Annotated in this window: 19 protein-coding genes and 1 other annotated feature; of the genes, 16 read left to right on the forward strand and 3 right to left on the reverse strand. The window is 39.2% G+C overall.

Going from position 1 to position 21,326, the window contains the following annotated elements:
- Positions 1-238: hypothetical protein (locus ACIQZA_RS22385; protein ID WP_402883966.1), on the forward strand; the 238-nt coding region annotated here is incomplete at its 5' end.
- Here ACIQZA_RS22385 and ACIQZA_RS22390 read toward each other — a convergent pair.
- A complete protein-coding gene (locus ACIQZA_RS22390) occupies positions 228-1,916 on the reverse strand; it encodes a methyl-accepting chemotaxis protein (RefSeq protein WP_402883965.1) in 1,689 nt (562 codons plus the stop codon). The genes ACIQZA_RS22385 and ACIQZA_RS22390 overlap by 11 nt on opposite strands.
- 319 nt (positions 1,917-2,235) lie before the next feature.
- Positions 2,236-2,593, forward strand: a binding site (T-box leader).
- Between the two features lie 241 nt (positions 2,594-2,834).
- On the opposite strand from ACIQZA_RS22390, the gene ACIQZA_RS22395 reads away from it, so the two are divergent.
- The 9 genes from ACIQZA_RS22395 (at position 2,835) to ACIQZA_RS22435 (ending at position 12,754) form a co-directional block, all read left to right on the forward strand.
- On the forward strand, positions 2,835-4,199 hold the full coding sequence (locus ACIQZA_RS22395; protein WP_402883963.1) for a chorismate-binding protein: 1,365 nt from the start codon (positions 2,835-2,837) through the stop codon (positions 4,197-4,199).
- Positions 4,199-5,230, forward strand: a complete 1,032-nt coding sequence (trpD, locus tag ACIQZA_RS22400) for an anthranilate phosphoribosyltransferase (RefSeq protein ID WP_402883961.1) — start codon at positions 4,199-4,201, stop codon at positions 5,228-5,230. The genes ACIQZA_RS22395 and trpD overlap by 1 nt, the downstream gene beginning before the upstream one ends.
- Entirely contained in the window at positions 5,227-6,018 is a 792-nt protein-coding gene (gene trpC / locus ACIQZA_RS22405) for an indole-3-glycerol phosphate synthase TrpC (protein ID WP_402883959.1), read from the forward strand. Before trpD ends, trpC begins: the two co-directional genes overlap by 4 nt.
- Positions 6,015-6,629: a phosphoribosylanthranilate isomerase gene (locus ACIQZA_RS22410; protein WP_402883958.1), complete on the forward strand. Its 615-nt coding sequence runs from the start codon at positions 6,015-6,017 to the stop codon at positions 6,627-6,629. Before trpC ends, ACIQZA_RS22410 begins: the two co-directional genes overlap by 4 nt.
- Positions 6,629-7,840 (forward strand): tryptophan synthase subunit beta, encoded by a 1,212-nt coding sequence (trpB, locus tag ACIQZA_RS22415; protein ID WP_402883957.1) that lies wholly within the window; start codon positions 6,629-6,631, stop codon positions 7,838-7,840. Before ACIQZA_RS22410 ends, trpB begins: the two co-directional genes overlap by 1 nt.
- A complete protein-coding gene (gene trpA, locus ACIQZA_RS22420) occupies positions 7,837-8,628 on the forward strand; it encodes a tryptophan synthase subunit alpha (protein WP_400932975.1) in 792 nt (263 codons plus the stop codon). The genes trpB and trpA overlap by 4 nt, the downstream gene beginning before the upstream one ends.
- 197 nt (positions 8,629-8,825) lie before the next feature.
- Positions 8,826-11,144 (forward strand): single-stranded-DNA-specific exonuclease RecJ, encoded by a 2,319-nt coding sequence (gene recJ / locus ACIQZA_RS22425; protein WP_402883955.1) that lies wholly within the window; start codon positions 8,826-8,828, stop codon positions 11,142-11,144.
- 33 nt (positions 11,145-11,177) lie between these two features.
- Entirely contained in the window at positions 11,178-11,690 is a 513-nt protein-coding gene (locus tag ACIQZA_RS22430) for an adenine phosphoribosyltransferase (RefSeq protein ID WP_142508994.1), read from the forward strand.
- Between the two features lie 206 nt (positions 11,691-11,896).
- Entirely contained in the window at positions 11,897-12,754 is an 858-nt protein-coding gene (locus ACIQZA_RS22435) for a PhzF family phenazine biosynthesis protein (RefSeq protein WP_400932980.1), read from the forward strand.
- A 580-nt stretch (positions 12,755-13,334) separates the two neighbouring features.
- Here ACIQZA_RS22435 and ACIQZA_RS22440 read toward each other — a convergent pair.
- On the reverse strand, positions 13,335-13,781 hold the full coding sequence (locus ACIQZA_RS22440; RefSeq protein WP_402883954.1) for a MarR family winged helix-turn-helix transcriptional regulator: 447 nt from the start codon (positions 13,779-13,781) through the stop codon (positions 13,335-13,337).
- A gap of 216 nt (positions 13,782-13,997) precedes the next feature.
- Here ACIQZA_RS22440 and ACIQZA_RS22445 point away from each other — a divergent pair, with 216 nt between their 5' ends.
- Positions 13,998-15,254 carry an MFS transporter gene (locus tag ACIQZA_RS22445; protein WP_402883952.1) on the forward strand — a complete coding sequence of 419 codons (1,257 nt, stop codon included), beginning with the start codon at positions 13,998-14,000 and terminating at the stop codon, positions 15,252-15,254.
- A 105-nt stretch (positions 15,255-15,359) separates the two neighbouring features.
- Here the strand turns inward: ACIQZA_RS22445 and ACIQZA_RS22450 are convergent, their stop codons facing one another.
- Positions 15,360-15,611, reverse strand: coding sequence for a hypothetical protein (locus tag ACIQZA_RS22450; RefSeq protein WP_402883951.1), 252 nt, complete (start codon positions 15,609-15,611; stop codon positions 15,360-15,362).
- 195 nt (positions 15,612-15,806) lie between these two features.
- Here ACIQZA_RS22450 and ACIQZA_RS22455 point away from each other — a divergent pair, with 195 nt between their 5' ends.
- The 5 genes from ACIQZA_RS22455 (at position 15,807) to ACIQZA_RS22475 (ending at position 21,039) form a co-directional block, all read left to right on the forward strand.
- Positions 15,807-16,898: a carbohydrate kinase gene (locus ACIQZA_RS22455; RefSeq protein ID WP_402883949.1), complete on the forward strand. Its 1,092-nt coding sequence runs from the start codon at positions 15,807-15,809 to the stop codon at positions 16,896-16,898.
- Between the two features lie 4 nt (positions 16,899-16,902).
- Positions 16,903-17,817: a pseudouridine-5'-phosphate glycosidase gene (locus tag ACIQZA_RS22460; protein ID WP_142508978.1), complete on the forward strand. Its 915-nt coding sequence runs from the start codon at positions 16,903-16,905 to the stop codon at positions 17,815-17,817.
- Positions 17,818-18,028: 211 nt separating this feature from the next.
- Positions 18,029-20,224 (forward strand): RelA/SpoT family protein, encoded by a 2,196-nt coding sequence (locus ACIQZA_RS22465; RefSeq protein ID WP_400932991.1) that lies wholly within the window; start codon positions 18,029-18,031, stop codon positions 20,222-20,224.
- A gap of 85 nt (positions 20,225-20,309) precedes the next feature.
- Positions 20,310-20,750, forward strand: a complete 441-nt coding sequence (gene dtd / locus ACIQZA_RS22470) for a D-aminoacyl-tRNA deacylase (RefSeq protein WP_402883947.1) — start codon at positions 20,310-20,312, stop codon at positions 20,748-20,750.
- Positions 20,751-20,823: 73 nt separating this feature from the next.
- The gene (locus tag ACIQZA_RS22475; protein WP_402883945.1) at positions 20,824-21,039 is read left to right on the forward strand and encodes a DUF2642 domain-containing protein; all 216 of its coding nucleotides are present in this window, start codon (positions 20,824-20,826) and stop codon (positions 21,037-21,039) included.
- Positions 21,040-21,326 lie beyond the last annotated feature (287 nt).

Genomic DNA, 21,326 nt, shown 5'->3' on the forward strand with positions numbered 1-21,326 from the left:
TGCGCGAAAGCGAAGCGTCAGCAGCAGATATTTTTTGCGCGAAAGCGAAGCGTCAGCAGCAGATATTTTTTGCGCGAAAGCGAAGCGTCAGCAGCAGATATTTTTTGCGCGAAAGCGAAGCGTCAGCAGCAGATATTTTTTGCGCGAAAGCGAAGCGTCAGCAGCATATGTTTTTTGCGCGAAAGCGAAGCGTCAGCAGCAGGTGTTTGGACACCCGCTGAAAGACGTTAAAGTTTAAATTGCAGTAGTAATGCTTGGAGTTGCTGAGCGTTATTGCTTAATTCCTCAGCTACCTCATTCACCTGCTGCATTGTTGCAGCTTGCTCTTCTACTGCTTCAGCAATGATTTGTGAATTGCTCGCTGAAATACTTGCCCCATTTGCAATTTCTGTTACAGAGGCAGCTACCTCTTCAGCACTAGCTGAGATTTGTTCCGAAGTGGCTGATATATCTTCAATTTGCTCAGTAAATGTTTGCACAGACGCTGTAATAGAATCAAATGCATCACCAGCCTCATGAATTTTTGCTACACCATCCTGGACAGATACTAATCCTTCATGCACAGCAGCTGCAACATTTCTTGTATCCGTTTGAATTTCATTTGTAAGGGCAACAATTTGGCCAGCAGATTGCTTGGATTCTTCAGCAAGCTTTCGTACTTCATCTGCTACAACAGCGAAGCCTTTGCCGTGCTCACCAGCTCGTGCTGCTTCGATGGCAGCATTGAGCGCCAGTAAATTTGTTTGTTCAGTAATAGCCGTAATTACTTTTGTAATTTGCCCGATTTCTTCAGATTGCTTACTTAGCTTTTGCGTTAAATCGGCAATTTGTGTAGTTGACTCAGAAATTGTATCCATCTGCTCCTTGGCAGTCGTAATAGTTTTCCCTCCGGTATTGGCAAGCTGTGTCATATTCATAGCATTGTGATGCAAATTTTGAGTTGCCTCAGCAATTCGTTGTACACCAGCAGCAGTTTCATCCATAGCTAGGGCACTTTGTTGAGAGGCACTAGCAGATGAAGCTATATGGTTTGACGTGTCTTGTACTCGATGTGAGATGTCGCTTGTAGTTGTTGTCACTTCTACCGTGCTAGCGGAAAGCTCTTCAGAAGCGGCAGATAATTGTGTAGCGTTGTCCTGAACGTTTTTAAGTAGGACAGATAAATTCTGTTTTAACGCATTCACTGCTGTGGCAAGTGTACCAATCTCATCTTTTGAGTTATGCTCCAGCTGAGCAATTGTTAAGTCACCGTGTGCTAACGTATCGGCTGCATTAATCACTTTACGAAGCGGTTGAGTGATGGAGCGTTTTACAAAATACATAAAATATAAACCAACAATTGCACTTATAACAAGTAAGACAATTGAAATAATAATAGCTCGCGTAACTGTTTGGACAACACTACTTTTAACCTCTTGCAGCTGTTCGTCTTGATAAGTTAATAAATCATTTGTCAGTGTGTAAATTTCTTTGTTGCTTTTTGTAACTTCTCCATTTATGTATGATAAGGCTAAATCTGTATTTCCACTATTAAATGCTTGCACTGCTTTATCAGAACTTGTTAGTAAATCTTGTTGTAAATCGGTTACTTGCTTCATAATATTTTTTGTGTGATCGGAACGAACAATACCTGAAAGCTCTTGAATGGTTTCTGATAATAGTTTTTCATAACGTTCTAAATTTGATTTTGTTGTCTCATCCTTACTATTTAGAAAATAGGAACGTAAAAAAAGCCCCTGTGAGGCAAGCTGCTGTTGTATTTCATCTGTTAATTGAATTTGTACGATTCGGTAATCTAGTACCTCTACTATGTCTCCCTCAACCGACTTAAATTGAAAAAAAGCAATAATACTTGATAATAAGAGTAAACAAATGAATGAAATAAAACCTATATTTAGTTTTTTCTGAACGGACATATTTGTTCCTTCTTTCTTTAATATATTAGAAAATCAATGGTATGAATTTACTATAACTTGATATTCTTACGAGGTCAAGTTATAGTAAATTCTCAAAAGTAGGTAGTTTAACTCCCTTTATTGATGCGTAAAGAAGGTGATTTTTCCTATTGTATAATTTGAAAAGTCCCTTTAACATTTTCCTTTTTCTCAGAATTGATTGACAATTTTTATCGTTTGGCATAAAATAAGGCTAACTTTTTTGTTCGATACAAGGTAGTTGGTCTCGGGAGCGAGGTCAGCCTTAGAACAGATGAGCTGAGTTTAGATGAGAATAGCTGAGAAATTGTTGAATAAGAGTAGTAGCATAAGTGTGCAATTTAGAGAGTCAGTGGATGGTGCGAACTGATTTGTAGCTTATGTGAATGGACTTATGAGAGTCGCTAATTATCTTCATCCAGTGGGTTTACAAACATCTACTGAACGAAATGAATGCCTCTGGATGTAATTACGCCAAGGCGGAATTGATTATAGCGAACGGATTCCCCACGTTATAGGGGGTGCTTCGACTTAGACAAATCTTTTTGCCATTAATGAAAAAGGTATGTCAATTTTATTGACGAACTAAGGTTGAGCACATAAGGGAGAGCAAATATGCTCTAATATGAGGTGGCAACGCGGTCTTGATCGTCCTCTGCAATTAGGAAAAATCCTTTTTGCAGAGGACTTTTTTTATTGTTTTATACCACCAAAAGCTAGGATATGTAAAAAAAACGATCGGAGTGGAGGCTGGACGCCCACAGGGAAGGGCCCCATCCGGAACGGAAATCAACCCACACTATGATGCTGATCCTTTTTATTCAACAAAAAAACGATTCAGCTGCTAAACATTTGTAAGTCCAAGGGCAGTGGATTTTTAAGAAAAGGAGCTTGGTAATTATGCAATCGACGAGTTCAAGAACAAAAATGAAAACGATTAATGCTGATTCTTTAACACCGATTTTAATTTTTAGACGCCTAAAAGGAAAGCTTAAATTCTTACTTGAAAGTTCAGCGCAGCATGAAGGAGCAGGTCGTTTTTCTTTTATTGGTGCTAATCCAAGAAAAACGTATAAAGGCTTTGGAGATGACATTCAGGAATATTCATATAAGACCGGAAACACCTATACACATAAGGGCGACATGTTTGTATTATTGAAAAGATTAATGCCACGCATTTCCAATACGATACAATTCCCCTTCTCAGGCGGAGCTGTTGGCTATGTTGGTCATGATGCCATAACGATATTATCGACTGATCAGGATAAAGTGCAGCTACCAGATGTGCATTTCCATGTGTATGAGACAGTCATTGTGTTTGATCATGTAACAGATGAGGTTACTTTAATTTATACGAATATTGATGCAGAAAAAAAAGAACCAAATTTAGAGGAGTTGGCGGAGCAGCTTTTAAAAGGTAGAGAGGATGAGGATAAAAGTTGTAGTTATGAACCTTGTGAATCGTCTACGAATGAACAATTTGTAACAACTCTAACATCTATCAAAGCTACATTAGATGAAGATATTACAAGAGCCGTCCTATCAAAGCGTTTGTTAGCAAATTTACAAGGAGATGCTTTCGCTTTATATCGTCAATTGCGTAAAAAACAACCTGCTCCGTATATGTATTATGTAGAGTTTGAGGATCATGTTGTTTTAGGAACATCTCCTGAAAGCCTAATTCGTGTAAAAGGTGAGCGTGTGATTGCGACACCAACAGAGGGGACATTTCCTAGAGGTTCCACAAAAGGTGAAGATTTAGAACATGAACGAAAGCTCTATGAAAACACAAATATTAGGAAGTCACATGCTGTACTTGTTTCTGCCGTGCGACAAGAATTACAGTCTGTGTGCTTCCGAGATTCCATTCAAATCATAGAGGCGATGAGAATTGAGCGTTCAAAGCATGCATTACACATGACATCGAGAGTTGAAGGACAAATATTACCGATGCTTCATGCACTTGATGTATTAGCTGCGACATTACCATCCTTTGCATCAACAGTTATTCCGAAGGATCAGGCAAAGGACTATTTAGAAAAATCTAGTCAAACTTTAAGAGGAGCACTTGGATTTATTGGTTTTAACGGTCATCTTGATTTTGCATTAACAGGGAAATCCATTGTCATAGAAAATGAAACGATGCATATGCAAACAACTGTAACGGTGACCAAATACACAAATGTCGATGAAAGTTTAAAACAAATAAAAGAGGACGAACAGGAATTTTTGCAGCTACTTGAAAAAGAAGGAGGTTCACATTAATGGAAGGTATTCGTCAAAAAGTACAACAACGAGAGCATTTAATGTATGAGGAAATGCTACAGGCAGCAACATGGATGTTCCAAGATGACACACCGAAGGGAGAAATCGCAAGCTTTTTAACGGCATTATCTGCCAAAGGTGAAACAGCACATGAAGTAGCGGCATTAGCTACCATTATGCGTTCGTTTGCACTAGACGTACCAGCAAAAGCAGGTGTCTATATGGATAATTGCGGCACTGGTGGTGACGGTCTTAATACATTTAATATAAGTACGGCTTGCGCCTTTGTGTTAGCAGGGGCAGGTGTCAAAATGGCGAAGCACGGCAATCGTAAAATTTCTTCGGCATCAGGAAGCTCTGATGTTTTGGAAGCACTCGGTATTCATACGAATATTTCCATTGAACAAACTGTTGAGCTATTAGAGAAAGAAGGAATTGCCTTTTTATATGCGCCAAATGTCCATCCAAAATTAAAGCGACTTGGCGAGGTACGTCGCGCACTAGGCAAGCCAACTATATTTAATCTTGTCGGTCCACTTACGAATCCAGTGCCTTTATCGACGCAATTTACCGGCATTAACCGTCCGAATTTTGTCATGGAGTATGCTTCCGTATTACAAATGCTCGGGCGTAAACGTGCAATGGTCGTTTCTGGGCCACTAGGTTTAGACGAGGCGTCATTAGCTGGTCAAAATACTTTTGTCTTAGTAGATAAAGGAGACTTGATTCCTTTTTCTTTAACTCCAGAGGATGCGGGTCTCAGCTATGCACCAATAGAGGCCATTCGTGGAGGCAATGCAGATGAAAATGCCGCAATTATGCGTAAATTATTAGCTGGTGAACAAAGTGCTTACTTTGACACAGTTTTATTGAATGCTGGTATTGGGTTGTTCAGCTATGGAATTGCTGAAACCGTTAAAGAAGGTGTAGAAATGGCGAAGGATAGTATTTTCAGCGGGCGTGCCCTTCAAAAATTAGAGGCAGTCGTTGCTTATAGTGAACATATTAACAGAGTGGAGGTCCAACAATGAATATCTTAAATAAAATTCTCGAACAAAAAAAGATAGAAGTTAGTGCTTTACTTGAACAGCCCGACCCGTTAGCTAATTTTACAGAAAAGCTACGACCGTCTTTATTTGAACGATTGAGAAAAGCTGAGACATTACAGGTTATTTCTGAAATGAAGCGTGCCTCCCCCTCAAAGGGGCTAATCGCGCAAGGGGCAGATCCAGTGGCGCAGGCAAAAACTTATGTAGAAGCTGGAGCGGCGGCCATTTCTGTTTTAACAGATAAAAAGTTTTTTAAAGGCTCCTTTGATGATTTAGCCGCAGTTGCAAATGCTGTTCAAACGCCACTTCTTTGTAAGGACTTTATGATTGAGCGTGTTCAAATTCGATTTGCAAAGGCAGCAGGTGCATCTATTATTTTGCTAATTGTAGCCGCGTTAACAGATGAGGCATTACGCGATTTATATAGCTATGCAATAAGCTTAAATCTAGAGGTCTTAGTGGAGGTGCACGATTTAGAGGAGCTTGAACGTGCTATTGCAATTGGTGCCAAGCTGATTGGCGTCAATAATCGAGACTTACGTACGTTTGAAGTGAACTTAGAGCGAACACGTGAAATTGCAGAAGTTTTTCCGTTCGGAGAAGAGAAAGTTTTAATAAGTGAAAGTGGGATTTGGACGCAAGAAGACGCTAAAGCTGTGGCGGCTATGGGAGCTAGTGGCGTTCTTGTAGGTGAGTCATTAATGCGCAGTGGTGATCCAGGTACTAGGCTAAAAAGTTTACAGGTCAATAAGGTAGGTGCATCTGTATGACGAAGGTGAAAATTTGTGGACTGAAGGAACAACAGCATGTGCAGGCAGCAATAGAGGTAGGAGCGGATGCCATTGGTTTTGTCTTTGCGCCAAGTAAACGACGAGTGACGGTTGAACAGGCACAGCAACTAGCTAAACATGTACCGGAGGGCGTTTTAAAAATCGGTGTTTTTGTCAATCCAAGCTTAGAGGAATTACGCACAGCGGTAGAAAGTGTGCCATTAGATTATGTGCAGTACCACGGAGAAGAATCTCCAGAGTTTATCCGTCAGCAAGGTTACCCGGCCATTAAAGCTTTGTCTGTAAGAGGTGTTGAAGATGTTCAAGCTGCTGCTAAATATGACGCAGACTATTACTTATTTGATGCACCAGGGACAGATTTTAAAGGTGGTAGTGGTCACACGTTTGATTGGACCCTTTTAGAGACGGTAGGGATTCCGCGAGAAAAGCTAATTTTAGCAGGTGGTTTGCAAGCTGAAAATATAGAAGAAGCAGTATCACTTGTGTCGCCATTTATGGTAGATGTATCGAGTGGTGTAGAGACAGACGGTGTAAAAGACATAGCCAAAATAAATGCATTTTTACAGGCAGTGGAGAAGGGGAGGGCATAATGGTGAATTCAATTGCAAATAGTGTACCGACAAAAGAAGGTCGTTATGGAAAATTTGGTGGACAATTTGTTCCGGAAACATTAATGACCGCTTTGTTGGAATTAGAGACGGCCCATGATGAGGCAATGAATGATCAAACTTTTACTGAGGAATTGGCCTATTATTTACAACAATACGTCGGTCGTGAGACGCCATTGTATTACGCAGAAAATTTAACAAAAGAGCTAGGCGGCGCGAAGGTTTATTTAAAGCGTGAAGATTTAAATCATACTGGAGCCCATAAGATTAATAATGCGATTGGTCAAGCGCTTCTTGCCAAACGAATGGGTAAAAGGAAAATAGTGGCGGAAACAGGTGCAGGACAGCATGGAGTGGCCACGGCAACTGCATGCGCATTATTGAATCTTGAATGTGTTGTATTTATGGGTGCCGAAGATATAAAACGCCAACAGTTGAATGTGTTTCGCATGGAGTTACTCGGTACAAAAGTAGAGTCTGTAGAAACAGGTTCAAAAACATTAAAGGATGCTGTCAATGCTGCGCTGCGCTACTGGGTGACAAATGTTGAAGATACTCATTATATTTTAGGCTCAGCTTTAGGACCACATCCATTCCCGAAAATCGTGAGGGATTTCCAGCGTGTAATTGGTGTTGAAACTAGAGAGCAGATTTTAGCTAAGGAAGAATGTTTACCAGATGCAGTTGTTGCTTGTATAGGTGGTGGTAGTAATGCAATCGGTATGTTCCATCCTTTTGTCGACGATGAAACTGTTGCGCTATACGGGGTAGAGGCTGCAGGTAGTGGTATTGAGACAGGAAAGCATGCAGCAGCAATTGCCGGTGGACAGCTAGGCGTTTTACACGGTGCATACATGTATTTATTACAAGATGAAAATGGCTTCGTGCAAGAAGCACATTCTATTTCAGCTGGTCTAGATTATCCAGGGAAGGGCCCAGAGCATTGTTATTTACATGATATTGGGCGAGTTAAATTTGATTCGATTACAGACAATGAAGCACTTGAGGGTTTGCAGTTACTGTGTAGAACAGAAGGTATACTACCTGCACTAGAAAGCTCTCATGCCATTGCCTATACAGCAAAACTTGCGAAGACAATGTCTACAGATGACATAATAGTTGTGTGCTTATCTGGCCGAGGAGATAAAGATGTTCATACTGTCAGTAAAGTATTAGGAGGAGATATGTTATGACAACACTACAACAGGCAATTGAAGAAGCGAAAATCGCTGGGAATAAAGCATTTATACCATATATTATGGCCGGCGATGGGGGGCTAGAAACTTTGAAGCCTACGATTTTGAAGCTACAGCAAATGGCTGTAACGGCTATTGAAGTTGGTATACCGTTCACGGATCCTGTAGCGGATGGACCTACGATAGAGCAAGCAGGTGAACGGGCTTTAGCAGAAGGTGTGACATTACGTAAAGTGCTAGAAGTATTAGCTTCATTAAAAAAAGAAATTCAAGTTCCGTTAGTTGTTATGACTTATTTTAATCCTGTTTTAGCTTTTGGGTTAGAGGCTTTTGCGAAAGCTTGTGTAGTGGGGGGCGTTAAAGGATTAATCGTTCCTGATGTACCACTTGAAGAAAGCGCCGTTTTATGTGATACATTAAATCCTCATGGTATCGACATCGTTCAACTTGTATCGTTAACAAGTCCTCCAGAGCGAATTGCACGTATCGCAGCTGCCAGTCAAGGCTTTGTCTATGCTGTGACAGTCAATGGAATCACAGGGGCTCGTACAACCTTTGCGAATGATTTACATGATCATTTTGCTCGTTTACGTGAAGCAAGTCAAATACCAGTACTAGCTGGCTTTGGAATTTCAACGCCCGAGCAAGTGGTAAATATGGGGGCACTTAGTGATGGTGTAATCGTTGGCAGTGCGATCGTGACAGCATTGCATGAAGGTAATTTGGAGAAAATTGAGGCGTTAGTGTCTGCTTCAAAAGATGTGTTTCAGAAGTCTACTCTTTAATGGAGTAGGCTTTTTTCTTTTGATACCGATACCCAAGGCTTTAACGGTTCTATCCGTCGCTCTGACTTCTATCATTCGAGTAGTTTAGTAAAAATGACGGATTGAATTGAAAATCTGATGGATAAAACTATCATTCTGACAGATAGTGCGGATAGGCTAGATTTTCGGTATAATAGCTTTCGTGAGGAAGTGAAAAGATGATTCTATCAAAAAAGAGATGGCAGGTAGAGCGCCCAGACGCTAAGCTTGTCCAAACATTACAAAATGACCTACAACTTTCTGCGATTGCAGCAAAAATTTTAGCTGCGCGTGGCTGTGAAACAACTGCGGACGCAGAGAGCTTATTAAATATGACAGAAGCAAGTATCCATGACCCGTTTTTAATGCATGGTATGGCAGAAGCTGTAGCACGTATTGAGCAAGCGCTTGATAATGGAGAGAAAATCTTAGTATATGGCGATTACGACGCCGATGGAGTCACTAGCACGACAGTCATGCTGAATGTGTTGCTTGATCTCGGTGCCGATGTATCGTTTAAAATACCGAATCGTTTTATTCACGGCTATGGACCGAATGAAGCGCTATTTCGTGAAGCACATGAAGAGGGCGCTCAGCTAATTATAACAGTTGATAATGGTATTTCGGGTATTGAACCGATTCGTGTCGCGAAGGAACTAGGTATGGATGTTATCGTTACAGATCACCATGAACCAGGCGATGAATTACCATCTGCCGATATTATTTTACATCCTCGTATACCAGAAGGACATTATCCATTTGGCGAGCTTGCAGGTGTGGGGGTAGCTTTTAAGTTAGCGCATGCTCTATATGGAGAACTGCCAACGCATTTAATTGAATACGTAGCTGTTGGAACAGTAGCGGATTTAGTACCATTAGTTGATGAAAATCGCTACCTAGTAAAACGAGGAATAGAAGAAATGCGCCGATCACTCAGCCCTTGGGTACAAGCATTGTGTGAAGTAGCCAGTGCCGAGCAAGCAAAAATTAACGAAGAAACAATCGGTTTTTACTTTGGACCGCGCTTAAATGCAGTTGGTCGACTAGGAGAAGCGGCGCCAGGCGTCGAGCTATTAATGGCTGAGGATAATGCTAAAGCAATAGCATTAGCGAAGCAGCTTAATACGTGTAATAGTGAACGCAAAGACATTGTAAAGAGTATTACAGATGAGGCGATTGCTCTCATTGAATCAGATAAAAAAATCGGGAATTCACTCGTTTTAGTTATTGCTGGAGAAGGCTGGAATGCTGGGGTAGTAGGGATCGTCGCGTCCCGTCTTGTAGAGCTCTATTATCGTCCTACGATTGTACTATCACTAGACTATGAAAAAGGAACAGCTAAAGGCTCAGCTCGTAGTATTGAAGGCTTCCATTTATATAATGAATTAGCGAAGAATCGAGATATATTACCTCATTTTGGTGGGCATCCTATGGCAGCAGGGATGACATTATCCATTGAGCATGTGGATGAGTTAAGATCACGCTTAGATGATCAAGCAAGAGCGTGTTTATCAGAGGAACAATTGACACCTGTACTCAATATTGACATACCGCTAAAAATGGATGAAATTTCAGCAGATGCCATTGAAGAAATTTCGACGCTGGGTCCATATGGTACTGATTTTCCGAAGCCTGTTTATGTGCTCGAAGATGTGGAGATATCCTCCATGCGGAAAATTGGAGCAGCAGAAAATCATATAAAAATGGAATTGACGGATGGCTATGAAAAATTGGATAGTGTCGGATTCAATAAAGGACATTTACACGACGAATTAACATATGGAATTAAAGTATCATTTACAGGGGATTTACAAATTAACGAATGGCAAGGACGTAAAAAAGCACAATTTATGATAGAGGATGTCCAAACGACTGAATGGCAATTATTTGATATTCGTGGTATTCGCCAAACATCCCGCTGGTTAAATACGGTTCCAAAAGAGGAGGCAACATTTATCGCCTTCCGTTCAGAAACGGTTACCTATTACCAGTCGTTAATTGGTGTACCAATCCTAACAGTGGATCCTACGCTTTCAAATGTAGAACAAAGCAATTATATCATCCTACTGGATTTGCCACAAAATGTTCAAATGTTAGAAAGTGTCTTACGAAAAACAGCTCCTTCCCGTATATATGCACATTTTTACATGCCTGATTCTCAGTACTTCAATGGATTGCCTACACGTGAGCAATTCTCCTGGTATTATAAGTTTTTAAAAAATCGCCCTGCCTTTCCATTAAATATGCATTTGGCGGAATTAGCCAAACATACAGGTTGGCCGTTAGATGCATTAAAATTTATGACACAGGTGTTTTTTGAACTTGATTTTGTTAAAATGGAGAGTGGACTGACGACTGTCAACGTGAATGCACCGAAACAGGCACTTACAGAGGCACCGTCTTACAAACAGCGTTCAGAACAGATTGAAATGGAGCAGAAGCTAGTATATGCCCCTTATATAGAATTAAAACAATGGTTTGATGAACGATTACATTAATATACGATTAAGTTTCGTAGGAGGAACAATAACATGGATTTAAAGCAATACGTAACAACGGTTGAAAACTGGCCGAAAGAGGGCATTAGCTTCAAAGATATTACAACAATTATGGATAATGGTGCTGCATACAAATATGCAACAGACCAAATCGTAAGTTACGCAAAAGAATTAGGAGCTGAAATTGTGGTAGGTCCTGAGGCTCGTGGCTTCATTATCGGATGTCCAGTTGCTTATGCGCTTGAAATTGGTTTTGCGCCTGTTCGTAAGCCAGGAAAATTACCACGTGAAGTGATAAGTGCTGACTACGGTCTTGAGTACGGTAAAGATACGCTAACAATGCACAAAGATGCGATTAAACCAGGGCAAAAAGTATTAATCTGTGATGATTTACTTGCGACTGGCGGCACAGTTGAAGCGACAGTGCGTTTAGTTGAACAATTAGGCGGTCAAGTTGTTGGTTGTGCCTTCCTAATCGAGTTAAAAGAGCTGAATGGTCGTGAAAAAATAGGCGACTTAAACATAAAAACACTTATTGAATATTAAAAAAGGATTTGGTTGATTGAAGTGAAGACTGACGTCCCCCTGGGAAAGCGCTCAGCCGGAACGGAAATCAATCTCTCGTTTTGCAGAAGAGTCATACAATAATATGAAAAGCGTCACATTTTTGTGGCGTTTTTTTAATATAAAGAGATTAATCGATATAGTAAGCATTAAAAACTTTTAAATTCAAAAGTAAGGGAGAGTTAGCTTTGTCTTATTATGTAATTGATGCTTTTACAGCAACTAAATTTGGTGGTAATCCAGCAGGTGTAGTGATCCATGAAAATTTAGATGAAGAGTTTATGCAGAAATTTGCTGCAGAAGTTCGTTTTTCAGAAACAGCATTTATTAAAAAAATAGACAATAAAAATTTTGACATAAAGTTTTTTACACCGACTGTACAGGTTGAACTTTGTGGACATGCTACTATTGCATCCTTCAAGGCATTATTAGACAGTTGTGCTATTGAAGATAATAATACATATTTTATGAAAACACTCGCAGGCACACTTGCTGTTGAAGTGAATCAATCTTTTATAATGATGGAGCAAGCTGAACCTCAGTTAGGAAAAATATTTGATGATTATGATAATTTGTCGTATCTTTTTAAAATTGATAAAAGCAAAATAGGAGATATAAATTTCAATTTAGTGCCTCAAGCTGTAAGTACGGGTCTTTGGGATATAATGCTTCCTATTAAAACAAAGGATGATTTGTATGCGTTAAATCCTAATTTTAAAGCACTTGCTGAGTATACAAAGATCAATAAAGTGGGGGGCGTTCATGCATTTACACTCGACACAGAAGATGGGATAGCAGAGAGTAGAAACTTTTGCCCACTATACGGTATTGATGAGGAAGCCGCAACAGGTACTTCAAATGGGGCATTAACTTATTATCTTTTTCATAACCACATACTAAATGAATTTGATCAAGAGTACTCGTTCCTTCAAGGACATAGTATGGGGAGACCTTCTAACATCCTGACAAAATTAATAAATAAAAATAATCCAAGAGTTATGGTAGGAGGGCAAGCAATTATCTTGTCAAAAGGGGAACTATGCTAGCTGTTACTTTTTATCCTATAATCAAACAGAATAGATTTATGAATATATATTTGCTCATATTGCTACATATTTTCACTATGAAATAGAGTAACATGTCAGAAGATAAATGCTAAGCGGAAAAGTTGATTGTAGTGGGGAATGGGCGACTCCTTGGGGATCAGTGATTAGTGGAACGAAGGCTAAAACCATCACATCACGTCCTATGATAACGCCTTCGTGAAAACATCGTGCTGCTGTCGCTACGTTAGCACTACGCTTCCGCGCAAAAAACATCTGTTGGCCCGAGACCCTGCAGCGAGCACCGCGAGTGAAGCGGCTCATCGGACGCCAACAGGAAGCTTTGCTCTGTGCGAAAGCGAAGCGACAGCAACAAATGTTTTATCCTGTGCGAAAGCGAAGCGACAGCAACAAATGTTTTATCCTGTGCGAAAGCGAAGCGACAGCAACAAAGGCCCAGCAGGAACGGAAATCAACCCCACGTTTTGTCGAAGAGCTATACTTTATTGGCATACATAATAGTATGAAAATTCCATTTCGAACAATCATTTTTCGAAATGGATTCTTTTGTTAGGTTCGTTTTTTATTCTTCATCATAAGATTGAATTATTTTTTGGATAGTTTTCAATGTTTCATAAAAATCATTGTATTTTTCTAAGCCGATATCATTGATAATTCTTTCTTGGATATCTTGCCAAATTGGAGCAGCCTCGTTTAATTTTTCAACCCCTTTATCAGTTAGTGTAATGACCTTTGCTCGAGCATCTTGCGGATCTCTTGTTAAATCTACATAGCCATTTCGCTTTAACAAATTAATATTACGTGTAATGGTTGTTTGATCGAGCAGTAAAATTTCACCTAGTCGACTAATGGAAACTGCTTGTTGAAGATCGATATTTGCTAGCATTGAGTATTGTGTAACTTTTAAGCCAGTGGGCTGTAGTAATTTATCATACAATTGTGTCACGAGTCGCGTTTTTTTTCGAAGGTTTGCACATACACATATTTGTGTGTAATCTATATTCTTCATTGTTCCGTACTCCTTTTCGAGTTGGTTCAATTATTTTGTTAAGTTGGAAAATGTTTCTTGACAAGTAATAAAAGCGATTACTAAGATTATATATGTATATACATGATTCAGGAAGTCATTTACCTCAGTAATATATGCATATACATATAATTGAGCTGTAATTTTTTTCATTAAAGAGCATATTAATAAAATCTTTTAAGAATTGAAGGTGTCAAGATGAGGCGTATTCATTATAGCTGGTTTATTTTAGTCGTAACCTTTTTCTCAATTATTGTTGCAGGGATTACAATGTCATCATCAGGGGTTTTAATAGACTCCTTTGAAAAAGAATTTAATTGGGATCGATCTATAATTGCTTTAGCTTTTGCAGTGAGTCTATTTTTATATGGTTTTTCGGGTCCGTTTATGGCGGCGTTACTAGAAATAGCGGGTTTAAAGAAAATGATGCTAGGTGCGATGGCTACATTATTCATTGGCATGATGCTTACGCTTTTCATGACTCAATCATGGCAGTTAATCGTTATATGGGGCGGTATTATTGGTTTAGGAGCAAGTCTTTTTTTAACGGTGTTAAGTCCTTATGTAGCTAATCATTGGTTTGTGAAAAGTAGAGGGTTGGCAGTAGGAATTTTAACGGCGAGTACTGCAACAGGGCAGTTAATTCTCTTACCATTATTGGCGATTATTATTGAATATTATTCTTGGCGATGGGCGATTGGATTAATGCTTATTCTAAGTATTGTTATGTTCGTCGCTATTTCAATATTTATGAAAAATAAACCACAGGATATAGGGATTCTTCCTTATGGACTGGAAGAAGATCTAGTCGTGCAACAAGAGAATCATAAGAAAAATCCGATTAGTATTGCTTTTAATGGTTTATTTGAGGCAATAAGGAAGAGAGAATTTTGGCTATTAGCGGGAAGTTTTTTTATTTGTGGACTTTCAACTAGTGGGTTAGTTGGTACTCATTTTGTTTCTTACTGTATTAGCTTTGGTGTCCCTTTAGTAACCGCTGCATCCTTTCTTTCCTTTATGGGAGTGTTTAATCTTGTAGGGACTACTTTATCCGGGTGGCTGTCTGATCGTTTTGATAATCGATGGTTATTGTTTTGGTACTACCTTTTAAGAGGAGCGTCTCTGCTTTTACTCCCGTATGCATTAATGCAAGGGTCGCTAACTTTACTGACAATCTTTACAATATTTTATGGATTAGATTGGATTGCTACAGTACCCCCAACGATTAGTATTTCTAGACAAATTTTTGGTACGAATAAAAGTGGCATTATTTATGGGTGGATTTTCGCATCACATCAAGCAGGAGCTGCAGTTGCTGCCTATGGTGGAGGCCTCATTTATAAGTTTTTCAATTCATATACTTGGGCCTTTTTCCTTGCTGGAATGTTCTGTGCATTGGCAAGTTTATTTGTCATCATCGTGAAAAAACAAACGCCTCATCATGCCAATATTTGATAACTAGTTACTCGCTTTGCTTAGAGCGAGACTCTTGACTATCGTCGGTTCTCAAAATTTTGTCAGCTATTTCACTATTGCTTCGTTTTCCAAAGAAAACATTTGTTACTGTCGCTTCGCTTTCACACAGAAAACATTTGTCCAGCTAATATTGGAATTCGCCGCTAACCGAAGGAAGAACGCCGCTAAAGCATAAAGTTGCGCCGCTAACCGAAGGAAGAACGCCGCTAAAGCATAAAGTTGCGCCGCTAACCGAAGGAAGAACGCCGCTAAACCATAAAATTGCGCCGCTAACCAAGAAAAGAACGCCGCAAAACCCGAATTTCCGCCGCTATTGATTTCACACGCAGAAAACATTTGTTGCTGTTGCTACGTTACACTTCGCTTTCGCACCCCTTCTATACACGACACCTTAATTCCATTGAGGCAATAGTTATCACTAAAAAGTTGAAGCCAATATCATATTGGTTTCAACTTTTTTCATTTAAAAAATTTTTGACACCGACCAAACAAAAGTTTATAATATAAACAAATATAATAAAAGGTGATGCTATGAATGAAAGGGAACAGGCGGTCCTTGCATTAATTCGCCAGAATCCGTTTATGTCTCAACAAGAGATGGCCGATAAGATGAATCTGTCTCGACCAGTCCTTGCTAATTTAGTATCGAGCTTGACGAAACAGGGGAAAATTGTAGGCCGTGCGTATATTTTGCCTGAGGAAAATGAAATCATTTGTATCGGTGGAGCCAATCTTGACCGAAAATTTCATGTGAAGGGGAATGTCCAGTTCAGTACATCCAATCCTGCAAGCTCTTCATTTAGTGTAGGTGGTGTAGGACGAAACATTGCTGAAAACTTAGGCAGATTAAATCATCAAGTAACATTGCTGACTACTGCCGGCAAAGATGCTGATTGGCAAGTGATCCAAGAAGCTTCAGAGCCATTTATGAATTTACGTTATGTGGAGCAGTTACCAGACGCTTCAACTGGTTCCTATACTGCGATTATGGATGAGCAGGGCGAGCTAGCATTAGCGGTAGCAAATATGGAAGTATATGATCTTTTATTGCCAAGTTTGCTAAAAAAACATGAGGCAATGCTCATGAACGCAGGCTGCTTTATTATGGACTTGAACTGTCCAAAGGAAACAGTGGCTTACATACAGCAGGTTGCAATTGCCCGTGACATTCCGTTTGTCATCGTACCGGTATCTTCGCCAAAAATGAATCGATTACCTGATACGTTGCAAGGTGTAACATGGTTTATTTGTAACACAGATGAAGCAGAGACGATTGTTGGTCATAAAATCGAAAACTCTGTGCATTATGAAAAGGCTTTACAGCAATTTCTTACATTAGGTGCTGACCAGGTAATTATTACAGCGGGTAGCAAGGGTGTGTATGCAGCTTCTGTTACAACGAAGCCAAGTCATTACGCGGCGAAAGCTATAGAAAAAATTGAAGATGTAACAGGTGCCGGGGACGCCTTTGTAAGTGCTGTAATCCACAGCTGGCTTACTGGGCAATCCTTTGCAACATGTATTGATGCAGGCTTAACGAATGCTAAAAATACGCTTGCATCCCCATATACAGTAAGACCTGAGCTATCAGTTGATTTGTTAAACAGTGAAATGGAGGAATAACAACATGAAAGAATTCATCGTATTATCAGAAGAAGTAAAAGCAGGACAAGCAAAAGGCTTACCAATCGTAGCATTAGAATCAACAATTATTTCTCACGGAATGCCATATCCACAAAATGTTCAAACCGCACGTGAAGTAGAACAAATTGTTCGTGATAATGGTGCAGTACCAGCAACAATTGCTTTAATCGATGGTAAAATTAAAATTGGTTTATCAGATGAAGAACTTGAAATGTTCGGTAATGCTCAAGGTGTAGCAAAAGCATCTCGTCGTGACTTAGGCTATCTTTTAGCAACAAAAAAATTAGGAGCGACAACTGTAGCAGCAACAATGATCTGTGCTGAGCTAGCTAATATTGAAATTTTTGTAACTGGCGGTATCGGTGGCGTACACCGTGGTGCAGAAACAACAATGGATATTTCAGCAGATTTAGAAGAATTAGCTCAAACAAATGTTGCTGTAATTTGTGCGGGTGCTAAGTCAATTTTAGATATTGGTTTAACTTTAGAATATCTTGAAACAAAAGGTGTACCAGTTGTTGGATACGGTACAGATGAGCTACCAGCATTCTATACACGCCAAAGTGGTTTTGATGTAAACTTCAAGATTGATACGCCAGAGGAAGTGGCAGAAATGCTACGTGCCAAATGGCAATTAGGCTTAAAAGGTGGAGCTGTCATTGCTAATCCAATTCCAGAGACTGAAGCTCTTGAGAATTCATTCATTACAGGAATCATTGAAAAAGCTTTAGTAGAAGCAGAAGAAAACGGTATTCACGGTAAAAACGTGACACCATTCTTACTTGGAAAAGTTAAAGAATTAACAGAAGGTAAAAGCCTTGATGCCAATATTGCATTAGTAAAAAATAATGCGATAGTTGGGTCAAAAATTGCTGTAGCGTATAATAAGTTAAGCTAAATAACTATGGATATAGAAAGAGACCCTTTGCGGAATATTGCATTCGCAAAGGGTCTTTTTATTCATTTCCTAGAATATATTTCCCATTTCTCACATTGTTCACGAGAATAACTAAACAAAATGACACAGTTACTTTACAATAGCCCATAATATTTTATACAATTAAGTTTATATCTAATCTGAAAAATTTGACGAGCAAGGTGGACATGTTATGGCGAAAGAGCAAATTTTGACTCCCGAGGACGTTTTTGAGTTAGTCAAATCCTACATGAATGAGGAAAATGTCGCATTCGTGAAAAAAGCATATGAATTAGCAAGGGATGCCCATATTGAGCAATTCCGAAGCTCAGGTGAACCGTATATTATTCATCCTGTGCAAGTAGCTGGTATTTTAGCTGAATTGCAAATGGATCCTGCAACAGTTGCGGCTGGTTTTTTACATGATGTTGTCGAGGATACGGATTTTACGCGTGACGATTTGGTTCGTGAATTCGGCGAAGAGGTTGCGGTGCTTGTAGACGGTGTAACAAAGCTAGGGAAAATTAAATATTTATCTAAAGAAGCGCAACAAGCAGAAAATCATCGAAAAATGTTTGTAGCTATGGCGCAGGATATTCGTGTCATTTTGATTAAACTGGCAGACCGCCTACATAATATGCGCACGTTAAAGCATTTACCTGCCGAAAAACAACGCCGTATTTCTAAAGAAACGCTTGAAATTTTTGCACCACTTGCGCATCGTCTTGGAATTTCGACTGTTAAATGGGAGCTTGAGGATACGGCACTTCGTTATTTAAATCCACAGCAATATTATCGCATTGTCAGTCTTATGAAGAAAAAACGTGATGAGCGTGAGGCATATTTAGATAATGTAATGGGTGAGATGAAGTCACAGCTTACAGATGTTGAAATTGAAGCAGATGTTTATGGTCGCCCAAAACATATTTACAGTATTTATCGTAAGATGGTGTTACAAAAGAAACAATTCAACGAGATTTATGATTTATTAGCCATTCGTGTACTTGTCGATAGTATTAAAGATTGCTATGCCGTACTTGGGATTGTGCATACATTATGGAAGCCAATGCCAGGACGTTTTAAAGATTATATTGCAATGCCAAAACAAAACCTATATCAATCCCTGCATACAACAGTAATTGGTCCTTATGGTGACCCGCTAGAAGTTCAAATTCGTACGAAGGAAATGCATAAAATTGCCGAGTACGGGATTGCAGCGCATTGGGCGTATAAAGAAGGTAAAAAAGTTGATAATGAAAAACAAAATGTCGACCAAAAATTAACGTGGTTCCGAGAAATTTTAGAATTCCAAAATGAATCTTCTAATGCTGAAGAGTTTATGGAATCTTTAAAATTTGATTTATTCTCTGATATGGTCTATGTCTTCACACCTGAAGGAGATGTCATTGAATTACCAGCAGGCTCTGTACCTATCGACTTCGCATACCGTGTGCATTCAGAAGTTGGAAATCGTACAATTGGCGCGAAAATCAATGGTAAAATGGTGCCACTTGATACACCGTTAAAAACGGGAGATATTATTGAAATTTTAACGTCTAAGCAATCATTTGGTCCGAGTCGCGATTGGCTGAAAATAGCCCAATCCTCACAGGCGAAAAATAAAATAAAGCAGTTTTTCAAACGTCATCTTCGTGAGGAAAATATCATCAAAGGTAAAGAGATGATAGAAAAGGAAATCCGTGCTCAAGGTTTTGATGTAAAAGAAACAATGTCAGCGGACAATTTGAAGCGAGTATGTGAAAAATTCAACTATACAAATGAAGAAGATTTATATGCAGCTGTTGGTATGAATGGAATTACAGCTCAGCAAGTTGTAAATCGCCTAGCTGAAAAACGTCGCAAAGAGCGTGAACAGGAAGAAGCGCTAGAGAAAATTGAACAAAAAATGAAAAACCCTATTCCACAAAAACGTACAGAATCGGGCGTTATCGTAAAAGATATCGACAATATGCTTATTCGACTTTCACGTTGTTGTACGCCAGTTCCTGGAGATGAAATTGTAGGCTTCATTACGAAAGGAAGAGGTGTTTCAGTACACCGTGCGGACTGTCCAAATATTCAAGTTGATGATGAGCAGGAGCGCTTAATAGAAGTTGAATGGGAACATGGACTTACTCCAGAGAAAAAAGAATACCCTGTCGATATTGAAGTTTCAGCCTTCGATAGACCAGGAATTTTAAATGAAATCATGCAAATTGTTAGTGAAACGAAAACGAATATTTTAGCAGTGAGTGGTCGTGCAGATCGTGATAAAATGGCAACGATTCATTTAACGATTTCGATTTCAAATATTTCGCATTTGCATAAAGTAGTGGAACGTATTAAGCAAACACCTGATATATATTCAGTACAACGTGTTATTAACTAATTGGATGGTTGGGCAGAAGCAACTTTGTTATGTACCGAAAATGAAACTTTTGGTGCATACAATAGGAGAATTGAGGTTTTAAAAAATGAAAGTAGTTTTACAACGTAGTAAAGCAGCCTCTGTTACGGTTGACGGAAAAGTAACGGGAGCTATTGATAGCGGTTATGTTCTTCTGGTTGGCATTACACACGGGGACACGCAAGAGGATGTTGAATATTTAGCGAAAAAAGTAGCAAATCTCCGCCTTTGGGAAGATGCTGATGGAAAAATGAATCATTCTATTTTAGAGCATGGAGGGGCTATTCTATCCGTCTCACAATTTACATTGTATGGAGATGCGAAAAAGGGGAATCGTCCAAGTTTTACAAGTGCCGCAAGACCAGAAGTTGCAGAACCGTTATGGGATGCTTTTAATAATGCCTTATGTGAACACGGTTTACATGTGGAAAAAGGAATATTTGGTGCGATGATGGATGTGGCACTGACAAATGATGGCCCTATCACCATACTTCTTGAATCTAAATAAATGGTACATTTCCTATGATTCCTTCATACATTAAATAGTATGGTTAGTTTTGTAGGAAGGAAGTGTATTAAGGATGACGCAGATAGGAAGCATATCAAATCCATATTTATATGAAACTCTTAATATGATGATTGGTCAGGCAATTGTAGTGCAAACTAAGAAAAATATTCAGCAAGGAAAATTAATCTCTGTATTACCTGATGATATTGTTTTAGGGGTTAACCGTACGCCATTATTCATTAGTATGAAGGAAATTGTATGGGTTACGCTAGCAACAATGAAAAAATAAGCGCATAAAGGACCTCTATACACTTAGAATGTAAGTTGGAGGCCTTTTTTCGTTTTAGCAAGTGTAAGTACTTGACAGTGAGCTCTGAAGGTAAACACCAAATACTATAACTTAGAATTGATTCAGTTCCATTAACTAATAACTTCTATCGAGGAAGAGTTATATAAAACAATCCCTTAATGAACTAGTAAAAAATAAATAAGCTGCAAGGGAAGTACTAGTCTACTGTCCTTTGCAGCTTATTATTAATTTATCTCACAACCCATTATGCAGAGGTATAATGGATT

The sequence above is a fragment of the Lysinibacillus sp. NPDC096382 genome, assembly GCF_044762845.1.
Lineage (GTDB): Bacteria > Bacillota > Bacilli > Bacillales_A > Planococcaceae > Lysinibacillus.